The 17,290-nt window shown below is 72.2% G+C and carries 16 protein-coding genes; 11 read left to right on the top strand and 5 right to left on the bottom strand.

From position 1 onward, the window contains the following. Positions 1-243: 243 nt before the first annotated feature. Both NE358_RS01060 and NE358_RS01055 read right to left on the bottom strand, forming a co-directional pair. Positions 244-1,002, bottom strand: coding sequence for an SDR family NAD(P)-dependent oxidoreductase (locus NE358_RS01060; RefSeq protein ID WP_103207141.1), 759 nt, complete (start codon positions 1,000-1,002; stop codon positions 244-246). A 32-nt stretch (positions 1,003-1,034) separates the two neighbouring features. Beyond that, positions 1,035-1,883, bottom strand: a complete 849-nt coding sequence (locus tag NE358_RS01055; protein ID WP_103206989.1) for a sugar phosphate isomerase/epimerase family protein — start codon at positions 1,881-1,883, stop codon at positions 1,035-1,037. 112 nt (positions 1,884-1,995) lie between these two features. On the opposite strand from NE358_RS01055, the gene NE358_RS01050 reads away from it, so the two are divergent. The 4 genes from NE358_RS01050 (at position 1,996) to NE358_RS01035 (ending at position 6,713) form a co-directional block, all read left to right on the top strand. Then, entirely contained in the window at positions 1,996-3,759 is a 1,764-nt protein-coding gene (locus NE358_RS01050) for a dihydroxyacetone kinase family protein (protein ID WP_289940589.1), read from the top strand. Next, entirely contained in the window at positions 3,756-4,232 is a 477-nt protein-coding gene (locus tag NE358_RS01045) for a ribose-5-phosphate isomerase (RefSeq protein ID WP_103206991.1), read from the top strand. Before NE358_RS01050 ends, NE358_RS01045 begins: the two co-directional genes overlap by 4 nt. 82 nt (positions 4,233-4,314) lie before the next feature. Further along, positions 4,315-4,992 (top strand): GntR family transcriptional regulator, encoded by a 678-nt coding sequence (locus NE358_RS01040; RefSeq protein WP_103206992.1) that lies wholly within the window; start codon positions 4,315-4,317, stop codon positions 4,990-4,992. A gap of 386 nt (positions 4,993-5,378) precedes the next feature. Next, positions 5,379-6,713 (top strand): MFS transporter, encoded by a 1,335-nt coding sequence (locus tag NE358_RS01035; RefSeq protein ID WP_103206993.1) that lies wholly within the window; start codon positions 5,379-5,381, stop codon positions 6,711-6,713. Between the two features lie 61 nt (positions 6,714-6,774). Here the strand turns inward: NE358_RS01035 and NE358_RS01030 are convergent, their stop codons facing one another. Further along, positions 6,775-7,725, bottom strand: a complete 951-nt coding sequence (locus NE358_RS01030; protein ID WP_289940586.1) for an alpha/beta hydrolase — start codon at positions 7,723-7,725, stop codon at positions 6,775-6,777. Between the two features lie 194 nt (positions 7,726-7,919). Here NE358_RS01030 and NE358_RS01025 point away from each other — a divergent pair, with 194 nt between their 5' ends. Beyond that, positions 7,920-8,426 (top strand): hypothetical protein, encoded by a 507-nt coding sequence (locus NE358_RS01025; RefSeq protein WP_141378347.1) that lies wholly within the window; start codon positions 7,920-7,922, stop codon positions 8,424-8,426. A gap of 130 nt (positions 8,427-8,556) precedes the next feature. Then, positions 8,557-9,264 (top strand): SDR family NAD(P)-dependent oxidoreductase, encoded by a 708-nt coding sequence (locus NE358_RS01020; protein WP_103206995.1) that lies wholly within the window; start codon positions 8,557-8,559, stop codon positions 9,262-9,264. Positions 9,265-9,409: 145 nt separating this feature from the next. Here the strand turns inward: NE358_RS01020 and NE358_RS01015 are convergent, their stop codons facing one another. Next, the gene (locus NE358_RS01015) at positions 9,410-10,432 is read right to left on the bottom strand and encodes a methylenetetrahydrofolate reductase C-terminal domain-containing protein (RefSeq protein ID WP_289940579.1); all 1,023 of its coding nucleotides are present in this window, start codon (positions 10,430-10,432) and stop codon (positions 9,410-9,412) included. 109 nt (positions 10,433-10,541) lie between these two features. Here NE358_RS01015 and NE358_RS01010 point away from each other — a divergent pair, with 109 nt between their 5' ends. The 4 genes from NE358_RS01010 to NE358_RS00995 are packed head-to-tail and all read left to right on the top strand — an operon-like array spanning position 10,542 to position 15,158. After that, positions 10,542-11,156 carry a pyridoxine/pyridoxamine 5'-phosphate oxidase gene (locus NE358_RS01010; RefSeq protein ID WP_289940577.1) on the top strand — a complete coding sequence of 205 codons (615 nt, stop codon included), beginning with the start codon at positions 10,542-10,544 and terminating at the stop codon, positions 11,154-11,156. Between the two features lie 3 nt (positions 11,157-11,159). Beyond that, positions 11,160-11,993, top strand: a complete 834-nt coding sequence (locus NE358_RS01005) for an FAD binding domain-containing protein (RefSeq protein ID WP_289940576.1) — start codon at positions 11,160-11,162, stop codon at positions 11,991-11,993. Next, on the top strand, positions 11,990-14,791 hold the full coding sequence (locus tag NE358_RS01000; protein ID WP_289940575.1) for a molybdopterin-dependent oxidoreductase: 2,802 nt from the start codon (positions 11,990-11,992) through the stop codon (positions 14,789-14,791). Before NE358_RS01005 ends, NE358_RS01000 begins: the two co-directional genes overlap by 4 nt. 10 nt (positions 14,792-14,801) lie before the next feature. Next, positions 14,802-15,158 (top strand): DUF6188 family protein, encoded by a 357-nt coding sequence (locus tag NE358_RS00995; protein WP_289940573.1) that lies wholly within the window; start codon positions 14,802-14,804, stop codon positions 15,156-15,158. Between the two features lie 75 nt (positions 15,159-15,233). On the opposite strand, the gene NE358_RS00990 is transcribed toward NE358_RS00995, so the two are convergent. Beyond that, the gene (locus tag NE358_RS00990) at positions 15,234-16,091 is read right to left on the bottom strand and encodes a PhzF family phenazine biosynthesis protein (RefSeq protein WP_289940571.1); all 858 of its coding nucleotides are present in this window, start codon (positions 16,089-16,091) and stop codon (positions 15,234-15,236) included. A gap of 410 nt (positions 16,092-16,501) precedes the next feature. Between NE358_RS00990 and NE358_RS00985 the strand changes: the two genes are divergently transcribed. Next, positions 16,502-17,281 (top strand): isocitrate lyase/PEP mutase family protein, encoded by a 780-nt coding sequence (locus NE358_RS00985; RefSeq protein ID WP_499318163.1) that lies wholly within the window; start codon positions 16,502-16,504, stop codon positions 17,279-17,281. Positions 17,282-17,290: the final 9 nt, after the last annotated feature.

Below are 17,290 nucleotides of genomic sequence, written 5' to 3'. Positions count from 1 at the left end.
CCCCTTTACGCCGGTGTATGTCCCACAAATGGCCGACGGAGCGCCCCTCAACCCGCTCCAAGTGGGACGAGGGTGCTCGAACACAGCGCCAGAGCAGAGCGTCGTCCCCCTCATGCGCAGTGCGTGGGCCCGGGCTGACCGACCGCGCGCACCGGAGTGCCGGCGGAGCGCGACGGCGCACCGCCCACACGCTGAACGCCGCGTCCGCCCCGAGGGGCGGGCGCGGCGTCGTGGCAGGGCGGCTCAGGAGATGTGCGAGCCGCCGTTGATGTCGTAAGTCGCACCGGTGATGTAGGCCGACCGGTCGCTCATCAGGAACTCGAAGAGGTTCGCGATGTCTTCCGCCGTCGCCTGACGTCCGAGCGGCACGTCGGCGGCGAGCTTCGCCTCGAGTTCGTCGTTCGTCGCACCCGCGCGGATGTCGGTGGCCACCACGCCGGGGGTGACGGCGTTCACGGTGACACCCGACGGTCCCAGCTCGCGCGCGACGGCGCGGGTGAAGCCGAGGATCGCGGCCTTCGCGGCCGAGTAGGGCACGCCGCCGAAGACGCCGCCACCGCGGATGGCCGACACCGACGACATGTTGACGATGCGGCCGTACCCCCGTTCGGCCATGCCTGCGGCGATGCGCTTGGTCACGACGTACGTGCCCGTGGCGTTGATCGACATGACGCGGTTCCACTCGGCCAACGTCGTCTGCAGGAAGCGCGTGGGCGAGGTGATCCCGGCGATGTTGGCGAGGGATGCCACGGGCGGGAGGTCGTTCTCGATGCGCGCGACCACAGCGTCGACCGCGGCCTCGTCGGTGACGTCGGCGCCGTAGCCGAACGCCTCGACGCCGAACTCCTCGCGGAGTTCCGCAGCGACGGCCTCGGCCGCGGCGGCATCCAGATCGATGACGGCGACGGGAGCGCCGGTCGCGGCGAGCGCGCGAGCGGTGGCGCGGCCGATACCGCGGGGCGAGCCGGCGCCGGTGACGACGGCGGTGGTGGGCTGGGACATGGGGTGTTCTCCTTCGAAACGGGTGGCGTTGGTCACACGGGGACGATCGCTGCGGCGAGCAGGGCGCTGAGGTGTTCGGCCGCGGCACGGGCGGCATCCGCCCGATCGGCGTCGGCGGTATCGCGCGTCTCGAGCTCGAGCGCGAGGTCACCGGTGTAGCCGACCTCGGCGAGCGCGGCGGCGAGGTCGGCGAAGTCCACCCGTCCGCGGCCGATCGAGTGATGGATGTACCCGGGCTCGGCGTCGCGCAGGTGCACGTGGCGCGTGCGCGCGGCGTGCGCGTCGAGGAAGTCGCGGGGATCGCCGCCTCCCGCGACGATGTGGCTGGTGTCGAGCACGACGCCGATCCCGGCGGGCAGACGCGAGAGCAAGGCACCCGCGCGGTCGAGGTCGTACGCGAGGCGGAAGAAGTGCGGTGCCTCGACCCACAGCTCGACGCCGCGGGCGCGGGCGGTCGCGGAGATCTCGACGAGACGCGCGGCGACGAGGTCGAGGTCGGCGTCGAGGTCGACGACGGGGGTGTGCTCCTGCGCGCCGTTGGGGAGCACGAGCGCATCGGACCCGATCGCGACGCACAGGTCGAGCAGCCGGTCGACGTGCGCGGCGCGGCGGGCGGCCGACCCGCCGGAGTCCGGGTGGTTGAGATCGCCCACGTCGGCGTTCACCGACCGGACGCGGAGACCGGATGCCACGACGGTGGCGGCCACGGCGGTCACGGCCGCCTCGTCCAGCTCGAAGGGCACGTGGTCGCAGACGCCGGGGAGGGCGCCGAGGTCGATGCCCTCGAAGCCGCGGGCGCGGATCTCGGCAAGCGCCTCTGCGAGTGGCAGGTGGCGCAGCGTGATGGTCGAGCACGTGATGCGGGGGTCGATGACGGCCACGGTTCTCCTCCTCGAGTGTGACGCCCATCCGGGCTTGACGATGACACTATCTGTTCTATTGTTAACATTCAAACACTGAACGTGTTCCACCGCTCCTCACCGGAGGTCGACGATGACCCGACTGTTCAATGACCCGGCCGATTTCCCCGCCGAGATGCTCGAGGGATTCGCCGCCGCCTACCCCGACATGGTCGCCCCCGTGCCCGGCGGCGTCGTGCGCAGCACCGCCTACGACAGCGTCGCCGTCCTCGCCGGCGGCGGCTCGGGCCACTACCCCGCGTTCTGCGGCCTCGTCGGCACGGGCCTCGCGCACGGCGCCGTCGTGGGCAACATCTTCTCCTCACCCTCGGCCTCGCAGGCGGTCGCGGTCGGCCGCGCCGCCGATCGCGGGCAGGGCGTGATCTTCACCTTCGGCAACTACGCCGGCGACGTCCTGCACTTCGGCGAAGCGGCTACGCGCCTCGCAGACGAGGGGATCGACGCGCGCATCGTGCTCGTCACCGACGACGTCGCCAGCGCCCCCCGCGACCAGATCGACAAGCGTCGCGGCATCGCCGGCGACCTCGTCGTCTTCAAGGTGCTCGGCGCGGCCGCCGACGAGGGTCTCCCCCTCGACGAGGTCGTCGCGGCGGGGCGCCACGCGAACGGCCGCACGCGCACCTTCGGCGTCGCCTTCGACGGCTGCACGCTGCCCGGCGCCGACGGGCCGCTCTTCCGCGTCCCCGAGGGGATGATGTCGCTGGGGCTCGGCATCCACGGCGAACCGGGCGTGAAGGACGTGCCGATCGCCTCGGCCGACGACCTCGCCGCGATGCTCGTCGACCGGCTTCTCGACGAGCTCCCCGACGGCGTCGACCGGGCCCGCGGCCAGCGCGTCACCGCGCTGCTCAACGGTCTCGGCACGGTCAAGTACGAAGAGCTCTTCGTCGTGTGGCGCCGCGTGTCGCAGCTGCTGGATGCCGCGGGCGTCACCGTCGTGAGCCCCGACATCGGCGAGCTGTGCACGAGCCTCGACATGGCGGGCATCTCGCTCACGCTCGTCTGGCTCGACGACGAGCTCGAGCGCCGGTGGACCTCGCCCAGCCTCACGCCCGGCTACCGCAAGGGCAGCGCCCGGCCCGCCGCGCAGCTGGACGCCGACGCCCGCGACGACCTGCGTCGACGCGCCGTGGTCTCGGGCGCGGAGATCGAGCCCGGGACGCCCGCGTCCCAGAACCTGGCCGCGGGGGTGCTGCTCGCCCTCGAGACGCTGCACACCACGATGGCCACCCATGCCGTGGAGCTCGGGCGGATCGACGCGGTCGCCGGAGACGGCGATCACGGGATCGGCATGGAGCGCGGCACCCGCGCGGCGCTCGACGCCGCGCGAGCCGCCGCCGAGCGCGGAGCCGGGGCCGGAACCCTGCTCGCCCGCGCCGGCACCGCCTGGTCGGACGTCGCCGGCGGTACGTCGGGAGCCCTGTGGGGGGGAGCCCTGCGTGCCGTCGGCGCGTCTCTCGGCGACACCGAGTCCGCCGATACCGCGCGCCTCATCACGGCCCTGCGGGCCGGGGGCGACGCCATCACCGGAACCGGCGGCGCGACCCTCGGCGACAAGACCATGGTCGACGTGCTGCTGCCCTGGTCCGAGGCCCTCTCGGACGGACCCGCGGATGCCGCGACCCTCCGCTCCGCCCGCGCCACCGCGATCACGGCGGCCGGCGCCACCGCCGCCCTCACGCCGCGCCTCGGCCGCGCCCGTCCCCTCGCCGAACGCAGCGTCGGCACCCCCGACGCGGGCGCCGTCTCGCTCGCGCTGGCCGTCGCCGCCCTCACCGACCTCGCGCTCGGGGACTCCACCCCGGCGCTCCCGCTCATCCTGGAAGGACACTCATGACCGCGCTCGAACCCCTCCGCCTCGTCATCGGCTGCGACGACGCCGGCTACGACTACAAAGAGGCCCTCAAGGCCGACCTCGCGGCATCCGATCTCGTCGTCGACGTCGTCGACGTGGGAGTGGATGCCGACGGCCACACCGCGTATCCGCACATCGCGGTGGACGCGGCCCGCATGGTCGCCGACGGCCGCGCCGACCGCGCGCTGCTCATCTGCGGCACGGGCCTGGGCGTCGCGATCGCGGCGAACAAGGTGCCCGGCATCCGGGCCGTCACTGCGCACGACTCGTTCTCGGTCGAGCGCGCCGTGCTCTCCAACGACGCGCAGGTGCTGTGCATGGGCCAGCGCGTGATCGGACTCGAGCTCGCGCGCCGTCTCGTGCGGGAGTGGCTCACGTACCGCTTCGACCCGTCGTCGGCGTCGGCCGAGAAGGTCGCGGCGATCTGCGGGTACGAAGCACCCGGAGCCGCGTGAGGAGCCGCGCCCGTCGGTCCCGGCTGCGGGCGGCGGGCGCCTGGTGACGCCCCTCGCAGCAGCGGCGACTAGGTTGGTCTCCATGCCGACCTCCCCCTCGAGCGCGCTGCGCGGTCTCGGCAGTGTGAGCCGCAACACGCTGCGCGAGCAGATCCTCACGCGACTGCGCGACGCAGTGTCGTCGGGTGAGCTGGCCCCCGGCACGCACCTGGGCGAGATCGAGCTGGCTGACTCGCTCGGAGTGTCTCGCGGCACGCTGCGCGAGGCTCTGCGCCACCTGCAGCAGGAGGGCCTGCTCGCCGCCGATTCGCGCGGACGCCTGTCGGTGCGGGTGGTGTCGGCCGCCGACATCCGCGAGATCTTCGACGTGCGCTACGCGCTCGAGTCGCTCGCGTGCGAGGAGATCTGCGCCTTCGACGACCGTTCCGACGCGGCGGCCGTGCTGCGTGAGCGCCTCGACACGCTGAACGCCGCCGAGGAGTTCGCCGCGCGCGTGCGCGCCGACCTCGCCTTCCACGAGACGCTGTGCGAGCTGAGCGGCAATGCCACGCTGCTGCAGTCGTGGCAGCGGGTCGCCGGGCTCGCCCGCGCGGCGCTGACCAGCGGCGGACTCGACGTGGCGGTGGCGAACATGTCGATCGACCGGCACATGCCCCTCGTCGACATCCTCGTCGAGGGCGACCCCGACGCCGCGCGTCGGTTCCTGCGCGGACACATGGATGCCGCCGTCGAGCGCCTGCTCGACCGCGTCGAGGCCTGATTCCCTCGCGCTGACCCGACGACCGCCCGATCGTCGAAGCGATAACCCCTGCCCCTCGTCGGCCCGCCGTCCTGCGGAGTGCGGTGCGCGGCATCCGGCGGGGCGGGGCCCTCGGGCGTCTCTGCGGCACGCCGTCCAGCGGAGCGCGCGGGCGACACGCCGCGCACAGCCGCCCGGAACGGATGCGGCGGCACCCGACTCCGCACGACGGCACACGGCCACCCGCCCGCGGCGACCGCGGACAGTGGCATCCGGAAAAAATGTCCGTTGAGGTGTTGCGCCCAGGGTCCTACTGTTGCATTGTTAACAATCGAACCCAGAGCGTTCAGCCCGCCGGTCTCCATCGATGGAGCACGCGGAGGCTATCGAAGAAGATAGGAAGACCCATGGCACAGGCCACGACGTCGACCCCGGTGCTCGGCACTCCCCACCGCTGGCGCGTTGCCGCCGGCAGCACCGTCGGCACGACCATCGAGAACTACGACTTCATCGGTTACGGCACCGCCGCAGCCCTGTACTTCGGAACGGCGTTCTTCCCCGACGCCGATCCCCTTACGGGCACCCTGCTGTCGTTCGCGACGCTCGGCGTCGGCTTCGCCGCCCGCCCCATCGGCGGCATCATCGGCGGCTACCTCGGCGACAAGATCGGCCGCAAGCCGGTGCTGATCGCCTCGCTTCTCATCATGGGCCTCGCGACGTTCGCAATCGGCATCCTGCCCACCTACGCCACGGTCGGTGTCGCCGCTCCCATCCTGCTCGTGGTGACCCGCATCATCCAGGGCCTCGCGTTCGGCGCCGAGTGGGGCGGCGCGATCCTCATGACGTACGAGCACGCCCCCTGGCGCCGCAAGGGTGCGTTCGGCGCTCTGCCGCAGGCGGGCTTCCCGCTGGGGCTGCTGCTGGCCAACCTGGCGTTCTTCGCCAGCTCGGGACTGCCCGACGACTGGAAGTGGCGCACGCCCTTCCTGCTCTCCGCCCTGCTGGTGTTCGCCGGTCTCTACATCCGCTTGAAGGTGGAGGAGTCGCCCGAATTCGAGGAGATCAAGGAGGAGGGCAAGATCGAGAAGAACCCCCTCCTCAGCGTCCTGCGCTCCGACTGGCAGAACCTGCTGCGCGCCTTCTGCATGCGCATCGCCGAGACCGCCGGGTACGCGATCGCCATCACCTACATGTCGTCGTACCTCAAGAGCAACCAGCTCGCCGACCCGTCGCAGACCATCCTCGCGATCGTCGTCGCCGCACTCGTCGGCTTCCCCGCGACACTGTTCTGGGGATGGCTCACCGATCGCATCGGCCGCAAGCCCGTCTACGTCTTCGGCACGACGATGATCCTGCTGTCCGGCATCCCCCTGTTCCTCCTCGCCAATACCGGGGTGTTCCCGCTCATCGTCGCGGTGTTCGTCTTCAGCTTCGCGATCTGCCAGAACTCCCTCGCCGGAACGCAGGCGTCCTGGTTCCCCGAGCTGTTCAACACCGGCACGCGATCCTCGGGTGCCTCGCTGGCCTATCAGCTCTCCGCGGTCGTGTCGGGCTTCACGGCCTTCTGGGCCGTGAGCCTCTTCCAGGCCTTCGGGTGGGTGGGCCCGGCGGTGCTCTTCAGCTTCTACGGCCTGGTCGGCCTCATCGCCGCCGTCCTCACTCCCGAGACGAACGGCCGCCGCCGCCGAGAGGCCGACGACGTCGCCGAGGCGGAGGCCAAGCGCGAGCTCGTCGGAGCCTGACCCCTTCGAGACGCCGGATGCCACGGACCCCGCCGGGTTCGTGGCATCCGGCGTCTCGGGGTCACACGAACGCCGCCCGCACGGCCGGCCCGATCTGCGCGAGCACCTCGTCGCGCGCGGGCGTCGAGGGTAACACCAGGAAGAGGTGCGGCACGCCCTCGCGGCGCACGAACGTCGTCGGGACGTCGGAGGCCAAGAGTCGTTCCGCGTACTCCTCCGCCTCGTCCGACAGCGGGTCCACCGCCGCGGCGACGATCACGGCGGGTGCGGATCCGGCCACGTCGGGGGCACGCAACGGGGCCGCCCCGACGGGCACGGCGCCCACGGCATCCGGGACGTACAGCCCCCAGTACCACTGCATGCCGCGCGCGGTCAGCGGCAGGTCGTCGGTGTGGGCGCGATAGCTCGGACGGGTCGGATCGGGCGCGTCGAGCACCGGGCACAGCAGCACCTGACACCGGATGCCGGGAGCCCGGCCGTCCCGCGCACGCAATGCGAGCGCGGCCGCGAGGTTGCCGCCCGCGCTGTGCCCGGCGACGCCGAGGAGCGCGGGGTCGATGAGTCCGTCCGCCCCCGTCGCGGCGAAGCGCAGCGCGCGGTCGAGGTCGTCCAGGCCGGCCGGGAAGGGATGCTCGGGCGCGAGGCGGTAGTCGACGCTGAGCACCTGCGTGCCGGTGGCGACCGCGAGCGCGCGGCACAGGGCGTCGTTGTTGTCGAGGTTTCCGGCGACCCATCCGCCGCCGTGGGCGAACACCAGGGTTCCGCGGTGTTCGGCGCGCGGGCGGTACAGGCGCAGGGCCAGGCCCTCGGCCTCGAGGTCGATCGATTCGAGGCTGTCGTCGTCGGGCACGCGGACCCACGACGGGTTCGCCCGCAGCTCCGAGAGGCGCGCGGCGTCGTCGCCCTCGGCATCCGTCGCTCCGGAGGGGATCGTGCCCGCCCGGGCGGCGAGGCGCTCGAGATGAGCGCGCACGGCGAGGTCGGTGATCGCGGGGTGCACGGCGTCGGCCACGGGTGCCCTTCTGTCGAGTGTCCAGAACACGCCGCGCGGGCTCTTCCGTGGCGGCGTATTCTGGACACTCGACGGGAAGGCGGCGGGCGGCGGTGAGTCGAGCGTAGAGCGAGGGATGCCGCCGACCCGGCGCGGACGACCATCTTTCACGCCGCCGAAACACGGGCGTCGTCCAGCTCCCGCACGATGGCGTCATGCCTTCGCCGGAACAGCGAGCCGCCGGGATCCTCGCCGCGGAGCGCTTCGTCGTGATCGGAACGGCCGACGCCGAAGGGCCATGGACCGCCGCCGCGCAGTACCGGCTGCTGCCGGGCGGCCTCTACGTCGAATCCGATCGAGAGTCGCGGCACGCGCGCGCGATCGTCTCCGCGGGAGTGGCGTCGGGGGTCGTGTACGACTCCTCGGCGGATGTCTCCGACGCCGACGGGGTGCAGTTCGCCTTCCGCGCGCGCGAGGTGGGCGGGGCAGCGGTGCACGACGTCCTCTCGGCACGGCTGCCGCGCGATGCGGTCGATGCCTCCGGCCTTGCGGCGGAGGTCGCCGCGATCGCCGGCATCCCGCGCAAACGGCTCTATGTGCTCGAGGTCGAGCGCGCCTACGTCTTCGACCGCGACGCGTGGCGCTCGCGCGGGACCGATGCGCGGATCGAGGTCGACGCGGCCCTCGTCTGGGGTCTGCTCGCGGCGTCGACCGCGCCCTGAGCGGTGGCTCCCGACGACGTCGCTCACCGCCCGCCCCGTTACGTCGCCGAAACAGCGGCGTCGTCGTCTCGATCACCGACGGGCGTACCGTGCGGCCGAGGGCGACCCGACGCCCCCCGGAAGGAGCCTTATGTCTCAGCGCGTGATCGTCACGGGAGGATCCGGCGGTATCGGCGCCGCGATCGTGGAGAGGTTCGTGACGGACGGTGCGCGGGTCGCGGTTCTCGATCGTCGCGCTCCCGCCGCTGAGCCGGCATCCCTCTTCTTCTCCGTCGACCTGCGAGATCCCCTCGACACCCGCCGCGCGGTGGGTGAGGCGATCGCCGCGCTCGGGGGGATCGATGTGCTCGTCAACTGCGCCGGGGTGTTCCAGCACGTCTCGCTCCTCGACATCACCGTCGACGACTGGGACCTCGTGCTCGACATCAACGCCCGCGCGACGCTCGTGACGATGCAGGCCGTCGCGCCGGTCATGCTCGAGGCGCGCGCCGGCTCGATCGTCAACATCGCGAGCATGGCCGCCAAACAGGGCGGCGGCGGCGAGGGACATTACGCCGCATCGAAGGCCGCGGTCGTCGCGCTCACGCGCGCGGGGGCACAGGAGTGGGGATGCCACGGTGTGCGCGTCAACGCCGTGTGCCCCGGATACGTGCTCACCGACATGGGCGCCGACACCCGCTCCGACGACGACGTGCGCACATGGAGCGCGAAGTCGCCGCTCGGGCGACTGGGCGCGCCCGAGGACGTGGCGGGGGTGACGCACTTCCTCGCGTCGCCCGCGGGCGGCTATCTCACCGGTCAGGCGATCAACGTCACCGGCGGCATGATCATGCACTGACGCGGGCACGTGGCCCCGCCCGGGCCGGGCGAAACTCCTGAGAACCGTCAGCCGCGCCGGCTGGAGCCGCGGGGAATCGGCGCGCCCCGGCACCCGACCGGCGGAATTTCAGGAGTATGGCCCGCCGCGACCCACGGTCGGGCCGTCACCGAAGCCGCCGTGCCACCTCCGCGAGCGCCTCGGCGAACGACTCCTCGGCGCCGTCGCGCCCCCCGGAGAGGTTCACACCGACGACGCCGGGCAGCGCGAGCATCTCCTCGGCGAGCGCGACGGCCAGGGCGATCCCCTCCGCGCGCGGGTCGCGGGCGGACCGTACGCGATCGAGGAACCCCTCGGGCAGCACCAGCGTGGTGAACGACTCCAGCAGGTCGGCCGACGCGTGGTCGACCACGACGGGGACGCAGGGGATGAAGCGGACGCCCTCGCCCACCTCGTCGATGAACCGGCGCACGGGCGCCGCCCCGCCGGCGTGGTTCACGAAGCAGACGTCGGCGCCGGCGCGCAGCTTCTCGCGCAGGCGAGCGGCGCGGCGCTCGACGGGCGGCGCGGCGGGAGAGGCGGCGACCGACACGACGTGTCCGGCGGCCCGGGCGAGGGCGGCGGCCTCGGTGGAGTCGAGGTCGAAGACGGGGGCGGCATCGGGCCGGTGGCCGGTGCGGGTGTGGTCGCCGGTGACGCAGTGCACACCCGCCACCCCCTCGACCGCGAGGGCGGCGAGCTCCCCCTCGATCGCCACCCGGTTGCGGTCGCGCATGTTCAGGCCGGTCCACACGCGCAGGCCGCGCCGCTGCAGCAGATGCGCGCGATACGCCGGAGGGAACTGCACCCGCGCGCTTCCCGCGTCGCCGGCGAGAACGGCATCCACCGGTCCCGAGAGCACGTCCGCGCACGCGTCGATCGAGGCGACGCTGAGCGCGCGGGCAGGAAGGTCGGCCACCACCCAGGGGCGGGTGCCGAGGGCGGCGAGGGTGGCCTCGGCAGCGGCCGTGCGGGGCGCCGGGGCCGGACGCTCGGACCGATCGACGCCCGTCCACGCGACGGTCGGCCGGTCGAGGAAGGCGCAGCGATGGCTCGCGTCGATCTCGCACGAGCCGTCGAAGCCGACCCCGCCGCAGGGGCCGTACTCCATGCGCTTGGGGCACGCGTCGATCAGTGGCAGCAGGGTCATGACCGGAGTGTAGGAAACGCGTGTTTCGACGAATGTTCATGGCGGCAACATCGCCGAAACGCGGGCTGCCTACGCTCGGGCCTACCCGCTGCAGCCCACGGAGGTGGCCATGATCACGGCCGGCACCACGTTCGGTTCCGACGTCGACGACATCGACGCGCTCGTCGACGATCCGCTGGAGCTCGTCCAGCAGTGGCTCCCGCCCCACGAGGGGGAACTGCGCCCCCTCGCCGCTCTCTCGACCGTCGGGCTCGACGGCATCCCTTCGCTCCGGCACGTGTTGATCAGCGACCGGGACGCCACGGGCGTCTTCTTCCACACCGACTCTGCGAGCACGAAGGTCGCCGAGATCGCCGCCAACCCGGTCGCGGCGATGGCCGTGGCGTGGCCCGAGGTCGGCCGCCAGCTCGTCGTGCGCGGAATCGTCGAGCCGGTGAGCGCCGCCGAGGCGGCGGCCGTCTACCGGGAGCGATCCCGTTACCTGCAGCTGCTCGCGTGGCTGAACACGCACGAGAACGCCCACCTTCCGGTCGACGCGCGGCACCACCTGTGGGCGGAGTTCTCCGACGCCCACCCCGCGCTCGACCCGCCCGAGCGGTGGGTCGGGTTCCGGCTGCGCCCGGTGACGCTGACGTTCTGGCGCGGCGACCCGATCGGTCAGAGCACGCGCCAGCACTACACGCTCGCCGACGGCCGCTGGTCGGGCCGGATCCTGGCGGGTTGAGTGATGGACATCACCACCGTCAGCTCGTACCGCGCCGCACGCACGCGCGCCGATCTCGCTCTCGCGCCCGGCGAGGTCGTGCTCGCCGGCGGCACCTGGATCATGAGCGAGCCCCAGCCCGGCACCACCGGCTTCGTCGACCTGACGACCCTCGACTGGCCCGACCTCGAGATCACCGACGAGGGCCTGCGCATCGGTGCGACGTGCACCATCGCGCGGCTCCTCTCGTGGGTCGAGCACGAGGCCCCCACCGCCTGGACCTCCCTCGCTCTCGCGCGCCCCGCCGCAGACGCGCTGCTGGCCTCGTTCAAGATCTGGAACACCGCCACCGTCGGCGGCAACGTGTGTCAGGCATTCGCTGCCGGCGCCATGATCGCGCTCTTGTCGACCCTTGATGCCACGGCGGTGGTCTGGACGCCCGACGGCGGAGAACGCCGGATCGCCGTGGCGGACCTGGTGGTCGACAATGCCGCGACCTCCCTGAACCCCGGTGAGATCGTGCGCGCCCTCGACGTTCCGGCCCGCGCGCTGGAGGCGCGGGTCGGGCTGCAGAAGATCGCGCTCGCGGAGCTCGGCCGGTCAGGGGCCGTCGTCACGGCCCGCGTCGACCCCGACGGCACCGCCGTCTTCGTCGTGACGGCGGCGGTGCGCCGGCCCCGCGTGCTGCGCTTTCCGCAGGTGCCCGGGGCGGGAGAGCTGCGGGATGCCGTGGCCGCCGCGAGCGACTTCTACACGGATCCGCTGGGAAGCGCGGACTGGCGTCGGGGCGTCAGCGTCGTGCTCGCGGAACGACTGCGCGCGCGCTTCGCGCGCGAGCTGCAGGAAGGCGTCGCGTGAGGTTCGAGGTCAACGGCGCCCCGGTCGAGGTCGACCCCCGCCCCGGTCAGAGTGCCCGCACGCTGCTGCGCGAGGCCGGCCACGTCGAGGTCAAGAAGGGCTGCGACGCGGGCGACTGCGGCGCGTGCTCCGTGCTCCTCGACGGCACACCCACCCACTCGTGCATCATCCCCGCGATGCGGCTCGAGGGTCGCGCGATCACCACCGCCGCGGGCCTCGCCCCCGGCGACGAGTTGCATCCCGTGCAGGAGGCCTTGGCGACCGGCTTCGGCTTCCAGTGCGGGTTCTGCACGCCGGGCATGAGCGTCACGGCATCCACCCTCACCGCCGACGACCTGCCCGACCTCGACCGCCGCATGAAGGGCAACCTCTGCCGCTGCACCGGATACCGCCCGATCCGCGAGGCCATCCGCCAGTCGGTGCTCGGGCCGGTGCGCGAGACGGGGGCGCGAACCCCCGACCCCTCGTGCGGCGCGTCGTGCGAGTGGCACGGCGAGACCGCGGCATCCGGACCCTCCCCGGCCGGACGCGTCGGCACCTCGGTCGTTCCCGAGGCCGCGCGGCGCATCGTCCAGGGACGCGAGCCCTTCACCTTCGACGAGCCCGTGCCCGGCGGTCCGCCGCTCGTGCTGCGCGTCGTGACGTCGCCGCACGCGCATGCCCGCGTGGTCTCGATCGACACCGCGGCGGCGCGGGCGATCCCCGGGGTCGTCGCCGTCTTCACCCACGAAGACGTCCCCGCCGTGCGGTATTCGACCGGGCGGCACGAGCACCGCACCGACGACCCCGACGACACGCGCATGCTCGACGACGTCGTGCGGCACGTGGGTCAGCGGGTCGTCGCCGTCGTCGGCGAGACGGCGGAGGCCGCGGATGCCGGATGCCGAGCGATCGCCGTCGAGTACGAGGTGCTGCCCGCGGTCTTCGACCCCGAGCAGGCGCGTCAGCCCGGTGCTCCCCTGCTGCATCCCGAACGCACACCCGCCGAACGCGTGATGGAGGCCGGCCGCAACGTCGTGGCCGGGTTCCACGTGGGCCACGGCGGTGACATCGAGGCCGCCTTGGATGCCAGCCACACCACCGTGACCGGCGAGTGGAGGTCGTCGCGCGTCACGCACGCGGCCCTCGAGACGCACGGCGCCATCGGCTGGCTCGACGACGAGGGGCGCCTGGTGATCCGCTCGTCGACCCAGGTGCCGTTCCTCGCGCGCGACGAACTCGCGCACGTGTTCGGCCTGGAGCGCGATCGCGTCCGCGTGTACGCGACGCGCGTCGGCGGCGGCTTCGGCGGCAAGCAGGAGCTGTTCACCGAGGACCTCACCGCTCTCGCCGTGCTCAAGCTCGGTCGGCCCGTCGCCTACGAGTTCTCGCGCACCGATCAGTTCATGCGGGCCTCGCTCCGGCATCCGATGCGCGTGAAGACGACGCTGGGAGCGGATGCCGACGGCACCCTCACCGCGATGAAGATCGACGTGCTGAGCGACACCGGGGCCTACGGCAACCATGCCATCGGCGTGCTCTTCCACTCGTGCGCCGAATCGACGACGCTGTACCGGGTTCCGGTGAAGTGGATCGACGCCGAGGCGGTCTACACGAACAACCCGCCGTCGGGAGCGTTCCGCGGGTACGGGCTCGGGCAGGTGGTCTTCGCGGTCGAGTCCGCGATGGACGCCCTCGCGGAAGCGCTCGACATCGACCCCTTCGACCTGCGCCGCATCAACGCCGTCCGAGAGGGCGACTCCCTGCACCCCGACGACGGCGAGGAGCCCCACGAGGAAGATCTCATCTGGGGCAGCTACGGTCTCGACCAGTGCCTCGACCTCGCGCAGGAGGCGCTGCGGCGCGGCAACGGCGCCGAGGCCCCGGCGGGCTGGCTCGTCGGCGAGGGCATGGCCGCCGCGATGATCGCGACCATGGCGCCACGCGGGCACATCGCCCACACGAGCGCGACCCTGCGCCCCGACGGCACGTACCTGCTGCGCGTGGGTACGGCGGAGTTCGGCAACGGCACCTCGACCGTGCACCGGCAGATCGCCGCGACCGTGCTCGACGCGGCCCCGGAGCGGCTCGAGCTATGGGCCGCCGACACCGACGCGGTGCGCCACGACACCGGAGCGTTCGCCTCGGCGGGAACGGTGGTCGCCGGCAAGGCGCTCTACGGCGCCTGCCTCGCGCTGAAGCGGCGGATGCTCGCCCTCGCCGCCGACCTCACGCAGAGCGATGCCGCGGAGGCCGAGATCGTGGCATCCGGAATCCGATCCGGAGGTGAGGTCGTCTCGTGGGCGCGGATCGTCGAGGCCGGGGGCGCGGGAGAGCTCACCGCGGACGGCGCGGAGTTCGGCGATTTCCGTTCGCTCGCGTTCAACGTGCACGCCGTGCGCGTCGCGGTCGACCCCGAGACGGGGACGGTGAAGGTGCTGCAGTCCATTCAGTCGGCGGACGCCGGAGTCGTCATCAACCCTGCGCAGTGCCGTGGGCAGATCGAGGGCGGAGCGGCTCAGGCCCTGGGTGGGGCGCTCTACGAAGAGGTCTACCTCGAGGACGGCGTCGTGCAGAACCCGGTGTTCCGCACGTACCGCGTGCCGCAGTTCGCCGACGTGCCCGACACCGAGGTGTACTTCGCCGAGACCGACGACACCCTGGGTCCGTTCGGCGCGAAGTCGATGAGCGAGTCGCCGTACAACCCCGTGGGAGCCGCGATCGGCAACGCCGTGTCGCGCGCGCTCGGGCGACGCGGGTACGAGCTGCCGTTCTCGCGCGACCGCGTGTGGCGGCTGGCCGGCGGGGACGCCGCCTAGGCTGACCGCTGTGTACGGCATTCCCGCGGACGAGACGTTCGACTTCTTCGAGGGGCGACGGCTGGATGCCGTGACCTTCGGCCGCTACAAGGTGTCGCTGTTCTTCGACGAAGGCGTGGGCCTCGACGTCGAGGGGCCGCTCGCCGTGACCGTCCCGGGCGGCGACGAGAGATCCGCCGAAGACTCCCGCGCTCTCGCGGCGCCGCTGCTCGACCTGCTCGCGCTGACCGTGACGGCGGTGGGAGTCGACGCGCCCTCGAGCCTCGCGTTGACGTTCGAGAACGGCACGGTCGTGAGGGCGATCGACGACCTCGGCCCGTACGAATGCTTCGACGTGCACCACGGCGAGCGCATCTGGATCATGTGATCGCTGGTCGCGTCTGCGGGGTCGCCCCGCCGAGCCCTCCGGTTCCCGGCAAGGGTACGACCCGCCGGCGCGAGATCAGAGCGGCGTCGCCGACCCCCGCACGACGATGCCACCGGATGCCGGAACCTCGACGTCCAGCACGCTCGGTCGACCGATGTGTCGGCCCTGCCGGACGCTGAATCCGAACGGGGCCGGCAGACCGATGCGGTCGCGCAGATACGCGCCGAGCGACGCCGCCGCGGAGCCCGTCGCGGGGTCCTCGGTGATGTCGACCACCGGGAAGAGATTCCTCGCCTCGATCACCACGCCGTCGGCGATCGCAGCGTCGACATGGACGACGATGATCGTGCCCTTCCATCCGCGCTCGTCGAGCAGAGCGCGCACGGGTGCGGGCGCGAACGTGAAGGAATCGAACGTGTGCTGCTCCCGCACCGCGACGACCGGGTGCAGGTTGCCCGCGAACGATTGGGCCAGCGGCATCCGCTCGTCGAGGTCCGCGTGAGAGAGCCCGAGAAGGCCGAGCAGGCGGTCGGCGACGTCTGCTTCGAGGTCGACGACGTACGGCTCGACGCTCGTGAACCCGGCCGTCACACGCCCCTCTGCTCCGCGCTCGGTCGTCACTTCGACGACCCCGGCGGCGGTGTCGAAAACGAAGGACCCCGGCCCCTCGGCCTCGGCGAGCGCGACGGCGGTCGCGACGGTCGCGTGCCCGCAGAACGGCACCTCATCGTCAGGCGAGAAGTAACGCACGGCGACGCGGCGCCCCTCGCGGGCGCCCACGAACGCGGTCTCGGGGTGCCCCAGGTCGGCCGCGATCCGCTGCATGTCCGCGTCGCTCAGACCCACGGCATCCAGGACGACACCCGCGGGATTGCCGCCGCCGGGCTCGGCGGCGAAGGCGAGGAGTTCGAGGACGTCAGGGGTGGGGGTCATGACTCGATTCTTCCGCAGGGCGCCCGGTGACCGAGGGGGCCACCCGCGTTCTCGTGGCCTGCACCGGGCGCCCGCGCGGCATGCGCACGGGCGGGCTACGACAGCGGTCGCGACCGCCCGGGAATCACGCTCGACGCGGAACTCAGCGCGGCTCGGCCCCCAGGTGCAGCACGGCCTCGGGGCGCTGTGCACCTCGCGGGCCGTCCGGCGGAACGCGCGACGACCCATGATGGCGTCGAGCTTTATCGCTGACCACGGTCACGAGGCACAGCCGGACGTCTCGTCTGGCGATCGGCTATCGAGACCGCTGTAACGCTGACCGCGTCGTCCGATATCCGCCAGAAACGGGACCGCGGCTCGGATGAACTGAGCAGATGAACGACAGAACCACGCAGGCCGCCGCCTTCCACATGCTGCACCAGAACCCCGCACACCCGCTCCTTCTCGCCAACGCCTGGGACGTAGCAAGCGCCCGACTCGTCGAGAGCGCGGGTGCGCCAGCCATCGCTACCACCAGCGCAGGTGTCGCATGGTCACTCGGTCATGCGGACGGTAACGCGCTCGGGCGCGAGGAGGCCATCGCGGCACTCGCTCGGATCGCAAGCGCGGTCACCGTGCCCGTCACCGCTGACATCGAAGCCGGCTACGCCGACGACGCAGACGGCGTGGAGCAGACGGTCGACGCCGTTCTCGAGGCCGGTGCGGTCGGCATCAACATCGAGGACGGCGCACTGCCCCCAGCAGAGCTGATAGCTCGTATCGGCGCGGCTCGACGCACAGCGGATCGCGCCGGGGTGCCGATGTTCATCAACGCGCGGACGGACGTGTACCTCGCCGGCCTGGTCACGCCGGAGCAACGCCTCGTTGAGACCCTCCACCGAACGCACCGGTACCTCGAAGCAGGAGCAGATGGTGTCTTCGTACCCGGAGTCAGCGACGCCGACACGATCAGGGCGCTGGCTGAGGCGATCAACGGCCCGCTGAACGTGATGGTAGGTCCCGGCTCCCCGAACACCGCGCAGCTCTCGGAACTCGGAGTGGCCCGCGTGAGCGTCGGCTCGGGCATGGCACAGGCCGCGTACGAGATTGCTCGATCGGCCGCTACCGAGCTGCTGACTGCTGGCACGTATGGGCCCTTGGCCCCGGCCGTCGCTTACGGCGAGCTGAACTCGCTGTTCTCACGAGGCTAGCGACTCGCG

The sequence above is a fragment of the Sphingomonas sp. G5 genome, assembly GCF_052660795.1.
The sequence above is the reverse complement of the archived record's forward strand: the minus strand, read 5'-3'. Positions and strand labels throughout refer to the sequence as shown.